At 33.8% G+C, this 10,405-nt stretch carries 3 protein-coding genes; all 3 read left to right on the top strand.

Going from position 1 to position 10,405, the window contains the following annotated elements:
* The coding region (locus tag AC5LAX_RS00555) for a hypothetical protein (RefSeq protein WP_493263558.1) at nucleotides 1–1,458 on the top strand (1,458 nt) is incomplete at its 5' end.
* 17 nt (nucleotides 1,459–1,475) lie between these two features.
* Nucleotides 1,476–4,244, top strand: coding sequence for a hypothetical protein (locus AC5LAX_RS00550; protein ID WP_493263557.1), 2,769 nt, complete (start codon nucleotides 1,476–1,478; stop codon nucleotides 4,242–4,244).
* 3 nt (nucleotides 4,245–4,247) lie between these two features.
* Nucleotides 4,248–10,307, top strand: coding sequence for a hypothetical protein (locus AC5LAX_RS00545; RefSeq protein ID WP_493263556.1), 6,060 nt, complete (start codon nucleotides 4,248–4,250; stop codon nucleotides 10,305–10,307).
* Nucleotides 10,308–10,405 lie beyond the last annotated feature (98 nt).

The following is a 10,405-nucleotide window of genomic DNA, read 5'->3' as shown; positions in this document are numbered from 1 at the left end:
GCTCGTAGACAAGGACTTAAAGTATTTGAATGGAACGGTAAAAAGTATGGTACTCAATTAGCTAGCGAAGTAACTAAAATTGAACCTAAAACTAAAACTAAAGTTCAAACTATTGAAAGAGAGCTTCCCGAAGTAGTTATTATTGCTCCTCGTAAAAAGCAATCTACTTTAAATAATAATGTTAGTTCTAATAAAGTTGAGCCTAAATCAAGTAAAACTAATATTATTCCCGAAGTAAATGTAGTAGGTTCTCGTATCCCTAAAATGATTAAGGATAATACATTTGTTCCAGGTCAGTATTCAAGTAATAATAATAATGTTACTGTTCCTAGAGAATCTACTTCTGTTTCTTTATATAAAGGAATCAAAAGTATATTAGGCGTTCCTGAACGTCGTAGAAAAAAATTAGGCGGTCTTTCTCGTAGTAAAGATTATGGTTCTGATAAGAAACCATATCCTAGTGTTAAGTCTAAAGATTTTGCAGGTGGTGGACGTAGTTATCCGATTCCAACTAAAGCCGATGCTCGTGATGCTCTTAGATTAGCAGGTTTACATGGTCGCTCTGATGTAAAAGCTAAAGTATATAAGAAATATCCTGAATTAAAAAATAAGAAAGCTCTATTAGGACTTGGTGCTAATCGTAGATTATTAGCTCTTAATCAAAATGTTCCTTCTGCCGGTATTACTGCTGGGGCAAAGATTATTAATCCTAGTGCTTCTAGTATTAAGCCGATGAATGTATCTGCTAATAGTGGAAGTAAAGGTTTTAATCTATTTAAAGGAATAGATAAAGGAGAAGCTATTAGTTCAGGAATTGGAGCTGCTGGAACTTTAATTAGTGGACTACTTAATAAAGGTAGTATAAATAAAACTTCTGCTCCACAAGTTCCAACTCCTCAATTAGTTGCTCCTGCTAAACTTAAAACTAGTATTAATATAAATCCTCAATTATCAGATGTAAGAGAATCTGAACTTAGGCAAAATAAACTAGTTGAAGGAAATACTGCTAGTTCAGTAGCTAGTGTTGCTAGACAACAAAGAATATCTAATAATGCTTTAAGTCAAAGAAGTAGATTAAGAGGTGAGAAAGAAAATCTTGAAACTCAATTGCAAAATCAAGATGCAATGAATCGTCAACAAGTAGCTTCTGCAAATGCTCAACAAATAAATGAAGCTAATAGATTTAATGCTATTTCTAAAGTTCAAACTGCTAATGATAAAATTCAAGCTAACGCTAATAATCGTACTAATATAATCGAAGGACTTACTAGTGGAGTTAGAGATTATCAATTAGGTGTAGATAAGAGACGTTCAGAAGAAAATGCTATTGCTGCTATGATGAGTGCTAATCCTGAACAAATGGAATTGTTCTTAAAACTAATGGAAAAGAATAAAGGTAGACTAGGTAATATACGAAGTACTTTATTCAGATGTGGTGGTAAGAAAAAGATTGCTTAATTATAAATACTATAACTATGCCGATAGATATTAAAACAGCAGGTTATCAAAAGAGGGAGCGGGTTGCCGCTCCTTTAGATGTTTACAATAGTACGTTAAATACTCTTCAACAGAAACATGATACTGCTATTGAAACTAGTAATCAGATTAAAACATTTCTTGCTAATAAGCAATTAAATGAAGCTGAAAATGAATGGCTCGATAACTATTCGAGAGATATTAATGCTCAAATAGAAGCTAGTGCACAAGATGGAAGTTATGCTACTGCTTTAACTGCTGCTAAAAGGTTAGCAGGAGAAGTAGCTAGTAATCCCGGTCTTATTGGTCGTGAACGTTATCAACAAGAGTTTAAAAAGTTCCAAGATGAAGTTACTAATAGTAATGCTTATGACGGTGATGTTAAAGCATACACATTAGAACAAAATAAATATAATTATCAAGACCAAATAGATGAAACAGGTAAAGTAATAGGTGGTAATCAATTCCAACCTAATTATCGTCCTGTTGAACAAGTAGATTATAATACTTTATATCAGAAAGTATTATCTACTGTTGGTGTTGATTCTAGTTCTGGCGAACAACTAGTATGGGGAGATGCAGAAGGTAATCTTAAAGACGGTCAAGGTAATATTGCTGCTGGTGATGTTCCTTATCTTAAAACAGCTAGTGGTGTTCAACAACTATCAGCAGATAAGATTCGTGCTGCATTTGAATCTGCTTTAAATGAAACTCCGGGTGCTCGTGCTTCTCTAGAACAAGACTATAAAGTAAATGTTTGGAAAGCTAATAAAGGTAATAAGAATAATCTTGTTACTAAGCCTGACGGAACTATTATGTCACAGAGAGAATTTGAAGAGAACCTATTTGCTCCTAGATATGCTGCTTCTGCTTATCGTAGAGTTAAAAGTAGAATTAATCCTGAATTAGGATTTAATCTATTAGCTGCTGCTCGTAAAAATTCTGCTAAACCTAAAACTGGTAAAGAACCTGATTTACTTCCTTCTTTAGCTACTATTGGTGGTAAAGAAAAAGTAGAACCTGATACTCCTGCTAAAGTACAATCTCAATTAAATACTTTTAATGGTCAGTTATCTAATATGTTTTCTTCTTATGGAATATCTAAATCTCTTCCTTTAGATGAAGCATATAGTAAACTACGTTCAGGTATTGCTAATAATGTTACTTTATCCGATGCTGCTAAGAAACAATTATTAGATGAAGCTAATACCTATTATAGAGGTATAGCTAATGCTAATAATCGTTTAGATGCAATGAAAGGACATCTTACACAAGAAGAACAATATGCTTCGGAGTTCTTAGGTAAGAGATTGAGTAATGGAGATATGGCTGATACTAATAATCCTATGCAACTAGAATATGCTAATAGAATGAATAAGTTATTTACTGATTCTAAAGGCAATAGCTTCGATACAGTTTTAGTAAATCCTCTTAACGATAGTAGCAAAGCTGCTATTATATCTAAACTTAGAACAGATATGGGATTGACTAATCAAGATGTGTCGTTTAGTAAAATAGGAGATAAAGAATATATTCGTATTAGTAAAGATGCTTATATTCGTTTGGCTCCTGAAATAGCAGATGTTCTTAAACTTAGTCCCGTAGGATTTACTACTGGTAATAATGCTCCTGAAAAATTTACTAGAAACGATGAAGTTTTCTATGGAAATAAAGTATATGGTAGTTTAACTACTATGGGTATTGCAGGTTTTAGAGCAATAGGACGAGGTGAAATAACTACTGCTAAGAGTACTAAAGATTCTCCTGCTTACGTATATGAAAAAGCTGCACAAATGTCTAATGCTGCAACTAAACGTATATCTAAATCATTACCACCTAGTTATGTTGATGTTAATGTATTTGACTTACCACCTCATGTAGTTGCTACTGGTCAAGGATTCGAAGACGACCAATTAAAGAACTACAATGAAAGAGTAATGAATATGATTAGTATTGCTAATCCCGGAAGTATTGTTATTAAGAAACGTAATGCCGAAGGAGTTCTTGAACCTGTTGAAGATAGTAGAGAACGTGATGCTATTATGCAAACTATTCAAGCACAAGTTAAGAAGAAAAACATTAATAATGGTTGGTGCTCATCTTCTTCTACTGGTGAATATGGAGTATTCTTAAACATTCCTTATACTCCTAAAACTGGAAAGAATAGTGCTAAGAATCCTGATTCTGAAATGGAAGAAAGAATACAAAATGCAGTAGCCGGAGACTATATGATTACAGGTGCTATCATTAATGATGAAATAGAAAGATTCAAATCTCTACCTGCTGTTAAAGCAATGGACACTCTTAATTCTATTAAGTATAATAACGCACTTAAAAGAAATTATCGTTTATCTGATGCTGAATTTGGAGATGGAACATATTCTGCTGTTACCGATGGTGGTAGTTTTTATCAGATATTAGACGCTAATGATGAACCGGTAATTAAGATTACAGAAGGTGAGTTATTTCAACGTATGTTTCAGAATAATCAAGCTAATGCTATTCTTGCTCCTGTTAAAGAGGATATAAATCTTATTAGTGCAAGAAATGGTTCTATTGCAAATTCCCCCATAGAGGAACAGCAAGTTATTGCTCGTCCTCTTATGCAGAAAGCTATGATTATGGCAGGTGCTACTGGTAATCTTAGAGAACTAGATATTGATACTAAGAGACAAGTATTCCAGTTCTTTAATAGAATGTATTCAGGACTTACTGGTGAATCCCCTAGTCAAGTGATACTTAATCAAATGAACGATTTAATGAACTAAGTTATGCCAAATATATTTGATGATATATCAGTAGAAAAAGCTCCACTAGACAGTGGGGCTAATTCTGTTAATATGGCTAAAGAAGCTCCTACTGTTACTAAATACAAACCTGATGTAGCTGCACAAGGCGACTTCATGTTTCGTAATCTTAGTGGTAAAGAAGTCTTTACTGGAACAGAGGAAGATTATCATTCTTTAGCTAAGTATGGTGCTGAACCTAATCGTTATCAAAGTAGAGAAGAATTAGAAATTCTTCGTGCTAAGAACCAATCGGCTTGGAAACAAGCAGGTAACGCATTAGGTCAAACTATTGGAACAGTTATAGGAGATACTGTTGGTGGTATGGGTATGTTAGTAGATTTAGCTACTGCTGGATTATGGGACGATAAACCATTTAGTAATCCTATTACTAGAGCAGGCGATGCTATATCTGACTATGTTCGTGATGATTTATTTCCTATATATCGTGAGAATCCTGATAAAGCATTTGATATGAATGACTTTTCAGGTTGGTTCTTTAGTCAAGTTCCAAGTATTGCTAGTTCTCTATCTTTAATGATTCCTGGTACTTTATTAACTAAAGGAGTTGGAGCTGTTGGTAAAGGTGTTGCAGCATTAGGACGTAATAGTTCTAAAGTAAGTCGTGCAATGAATTGGGCTAAGAAAGCTACTAAATTAGATAATGTATATCGTGCTAATAAGTTAAAACTTATCGCTAAAGATGGTATTACTGCTATTGGTATGCGTCTTGGTGAGAACTATCAAGAAGCTCGTGGAGTTGCGGAACAAATAGAAGGAGAAGCATTGTCGTTATTTACAGGAATGTCTGATGAAGAATTTCAAACTTGGTTAGATAATAATCCTGATATTGCTAATGAAGCTAAAGAAAGAACTAAAGAAGAAGCCGCTCTTATAGTTGCAGATAAAGCAGCTATGCGAAACTTTGGATATAATGCAGGTAATGTGTTCTTTGATTATATGCAATTACGTGCAGTTAATAAAGCATTAGGTCAAGTTAATCGTGCTATTACTCCTCGTATTCGTTATTCGCAGAATCAAGCTCTTGATAGAATAGCTTCTACTGGTGTTGAATCTGCTAGTCAAACTTTAGGTCAAGCGGCAAAAGGTACTATTAAAGATTTTGCAGGTAAAATAAATCGCTTTATTAATTCTAGTGAGAATCTATTATTATCTGAATTATCCGAAGGTATTGAAGAAGCTGTTAACTATATAGGTCAAGAAGAAGGTACTTTATATGGTCGTTATTTATTAGGTCAAGCTGAACAATATAATGGTGCTATATCTATGGATAGAATAGAGAAGTACTTACAGAATCCTCAACTATATAATGCTGCATTATGGGGAGTTATTGGCGGTGTTACTTTTGGCGGTACTATGTCAGCTATTAATAATCGTAAAGGTGGTAATGTAGAAGAAAAGCAACGTATTGCTGAAATCAATGGTCGTGAACAAGTATTCAATGAATACGCTCGTCAGATGAAGATTATTGAAAATGGTGAGAATCCATTTCAGATAGAACGCGATGCTAAAGGTAATCCTATTACCTATCTTGATGATGGAACTGTTAGCCAAGACCCAACAATAGGTACTACTCGTTATAGTAAGGTTAGTCCCGAAGAACAAGAAGATTTGCGTGCTGCTGCTAAAGAGAAGTTCACAACTACTCTTACTTTAAATGCTATTCGTTCCGGTAACTATGAATTACTCGAAGATTATATCGAAGACCCTAGACTAAAGAAAAAGCTAGTAGATGCAGGTCTTGCTGATGAAGCAGAATATGATAGAGATACTCAATCTATAAAAAAGACTATGCGTAATGTTCTTGATAGATATATTAACTATTCTAGTGCATTACGTAGTGCTAATATAGACGATGCTCTATTAGATGTGGCTATATCAGAGAATATAGTTAATGCACAAGAAGCTGACTTACTAAATAAACGAGTAGAAAGACTTAATACTATTCAATCTCAATTAGAGAATACTATCCCTGCTATTAATGAGATTCTTGACCCAATGGCTAAAAATCGTATGCAGTTAGGTATATTAGAACAGTATCGTCGTGAAGTAATGTCTACTTACAATAGTCTAAAGAATAGTAATAATCCTTTGGATAAAGCACAAGCTAGTCAGTACTTAGATATATCTAAGATAATAGAATCTAAAGTTAATGACTTACGTAGAGGTTTAAGTCCTATGGAAAGTCTATTCTTAGATAATGTTCGTAGTGTAGAAAATATAGCTCTTGGGATAGAAGGTAGTCAAGAACAGAATGACCTTATTAAGAAACAGATAGAAGAACTAGATGAAAATGATGTAGCTCTATTTAAACAAGCAGGTAAAGACTTTAGTCTAGGTACTCTATCTAAACAAGTTCGTGCTATTAATTCAGAGTACATGGATAATATGGGACAGATACTTCTCGATGAAATTCGTAGAGATAACTATCGTTCTAATATTATTACTACTAATGAACAAGCTAAAGAGTTTGAAGATGCTCGTAAGAAAGAGTTCGAAGAAGCGGCTAAGAAGTTAGTTAAGTCTGCAAAGAAGAATCTTAATGATTTCGTTAATGTTGCTACCGAAGAAGAACTTGCTAAGTTAGATAAAGCGTTAGATAATGCTTTTACAGAAGAGGAATCTCAAGATACTAGTAATAAGAGTTTATCTAATGCTGTTAGTATTCTATCTAATTCAGAGAATGGTAAGAAAGATATAGCATCTTTAAGAGAAGCTATTACTAAGAGAAGAAATAGTCTTGCTGCACAAAGTCAGACACAGCAACAGACTGTGGATAATCAGCAACAAGACTCCTCTACGGGGGAAACGAGGAGCGAAGCGACGAGGCAAGAAGAACCAGCGGTTAAGTCTACTCCAAAACCTAAACCAAAGACTGCTAAAGAGAAGAAGCTAAAAGAGACATTAGATAAAGTAGTATCTAAAGCCAATTCAGGTGTTGTAAATAAAGCTAATATTAATAACTTAGAATTTACAATAGTAAAGCCTTTTGCTAGTCTAGGAGATGTTAGTAGAAAACCGGTTAAAGTAAGTGCAATAGATGTACGTGTTAGCAAGTTTGGTAATGTCAGTATTGATGGAATGGATGCTAAAGGTAATATCATTGCTGATGTTACTATTGATGAATTAAATGCTGCTATTGCTATCGGAGATGTTACTTACGTAGATACTAGTAAATCTGATGAATCTGCTCCTACTGATACTAATGTTCTTGAATCAGCTATATCTGATAATGACTTAGAAGGTCAACGTCAACGTATAGAAGAGATAAATCTAATTATAGATTTATATAATCAAATACAAGGCAATCAGATAGAAGGTAAGACATTTACTAGTCTTAATGATATGATGGTTTATCTACAACAGCTAAATCCTAGAGCTGTTAGTTTGTATAATGATATTAAGATTTTAGCCAATCGTCAAATAGTAGACGGTAAGATAGTTAATGTTGACGAAGAGATTAAAACTCCTTCTGATATTATACAAGAAGCTAGTAAGACTTTAGATAAAGCTGTTGCAGAAGATAAACAAAATAGTAAAGACAATGGTTACTTCTTCAATCTAGTTAATTTAAATGATAGTAAAGTTTATTCTCGTATCGGTCAATTAAAGACTAATGATACAGTAAGTGTAGAACTAGATGAAAATGGTAATCTTATTGTTAAGTCTCGTGGAATTAAGATAGGTGAGTTCCCTAAGATTGGTTATAATAATGGTAATGTTGAAGTTATGAATCAAGGTTGGAGATATACTGTTAAGAACGATAGTATAGATTTCATAACTCAACTTCAATCTATTATTGCTAGCGAAGAACCTGCTGCCAAAGAGTTTGTACAATTACTTAATAATATACGTCGTCTATATCGTGTTCGTAATAATCCCGAAGTTGAAGGAACATTCGGACATCAACTTAATGCTCTACAAGAGAATGTTCATTGGAAGAACTTAACTAGTTTATTTGGTGATACACAAACTAATCTATTAGATAGGATTAAACATCTTAATAATATCATATTCTTTAATAATGCTCTTAATGTTAATCAATCTAACTTTAGTATCATTGTTAATGAATCGTTGACTAATTGGATGAATAAACTCAAGAAGTCTTATACTGACATTAATAACTTAAAGTCCTCTATTAGTAATACTAAGTCTAAGAAGAAACGTCTAGTTGTTGGTCGTACAAGTTCAGGTAGTGTTATTTATGCTAGAGATAAACAAGGTAATCCTATATATCGTAAGTTTGGAGACGTAGCTACTAGCGAAGCTACTGACGGTTATCGTCTAGTAGTAGGAGTTGACGGAGGAGTTGCTGATATTAAATCTAATAGTATTATTGCCGCTAGTCGTATTCCTAGAGGTGTGGTTGGTATGACTATTAAAGATTCAGAAGGTAGACTTATCGCTGTTACTAGTCGTGAGAATACTATGAGTAATAGTGAAACAGAAGCTACTGAATATACTAAAAGGTTTAACGAAGGATTAGATAAGTTGTTCCATTCATTAGTAGATGCTACTCTACAAGGAAATACTGATTTACATCAGCAATTATTAGATGAAATATCTAAGTATGTAGGTAAGCAAAAAGCTCTTTATGGTTATGAAGTTGTAGGTCGTGCATTTCGTCCTCTTAACAAGATTGGAGCTACTATTTACTTTAATGTTGCTGATAGAAATGTAGCATTTGCTATACCTGGTGAAACTAAACCTAGAAGACTTATGGCTCGTATGCCTAATGGTTTTGTTCCTACTAATAATCATGGTAACTTTAGTACTATGATGGAAGGAGTATATGCTACGCTTACCCGTAATGTTATTAATTCAGCTATTCGTGGTGAATCTAATTTGTTTAGAATGGTAGATGGTAAACTACAAGCTAAGATACCTAATATACTTCAAGATGAATGGATGGACACAGGTTATAGTAGTTATGAAGAATTTGTAGCTAAAGACGGAGTACTAGTTACTGACTTAGGTAATGTTACTGATAGTAAAGGTAATATCATTAGTAACTTTAATTATATAGGAGATGTATATAATCGTAATATTACTCTTATGAATCCTAGTCGTAGTGCTGGTCGTACTAATGCGGCTAACGCCGCTATTTCCCCCGTAAAGGAGCAACAAATTGTATCTCCTGTTGCTACTCCTGACCCACTTGCTAGTCAAGATAGTGCTCCACAAGTAGGTACTCTTATGGAAGTTGCACAAGCTAATACTACTAATCCTAATCTACTATCTGTTATTTCAGCATTAGAATCTGCTGGTATTGCTCTTAATCCTGATATTGAAATAGTAGGTGAAAAAGGTAGATTTGCAGGAATAGTTGCTGGTGGTAATACTATTACTCTTACTAATAGATTCGATACTCTTGAACCTGAACGTAGAGTACTTACTCTTATACATGAGGGAGTTCATTATCTACTTAATGATGAACGTGCTAATATAGAGCAATCATTTGGAGACCTATATGATAAGTTTAGTAGTTTCATTAATCAGGATTCTGCTTTAGTAGAAGAATACGGAAGATTCTTAAATAGTGATAAACCTAGAAGTGTAGCTATTGAGGAGTTTGTAGTTGAAGCTATTACTAATCGTACATTTGCTAGATTACTTGTTAGAATTAAATATGATTCTAAAACTAGTACTGAATCTAATAATCTATTTACTAAGATTATTGATGCTTTAGTAGAGATTATAGGTAAAGTTGGTAATATAGATAATACGTTACTTGGTGAAGTTCGTAATCGGTTATCTACTATTGGATTAGAAACATCTGATACAGCTAGTACTACAAGTACTGTTCACGATGATGTATTTGATAGAGCAGAAGAAGATACAGGAGTTCCTACTGATGATGCTTTTGATATTCCTGATATAGACCTAGACTTAGATAGTGCTATAAGTGATAACTACCGACAAGTCGATAACTTCGATAGTTTAGTGGAAGGTTTGAATAACCGTCAGAAGGCTATTGTGAGCCATTTGTTTGACACTGGTGAGCTTAGTTTTGTATGTAGCTAACTAAGATAAGCCTAGAGACGAAAGTCCCGTAGAAAGCCTAAGAATGAGCCATTCTAAAGCCGCCTACGGGACTTTTCTGTTTTTCCTATCTTACTATC

The sequence above is a fragment of the Megamonas sp. genome, assembly GCF_986095205.1.
This window is presented reverse-complemented; position numbering and strand designations above follow the sequence as displayed.

Coding starts and splice junctions, on each gene's coding strand:
- AC5LAX_RS00550 (WP_493263557.1), top strand. CDS start 1,476: ATGCCGATAGATATTAAAACAGCAGGTTATCAAAAGAGGGAGCGGGTT.
- AC5LAX_RS00545 (WP_493263556.1), top strand. CDS start 4,248: ATGCCAAATATATTTGATGATATATCAGTAGAAAAAGCTCCACTAGAC.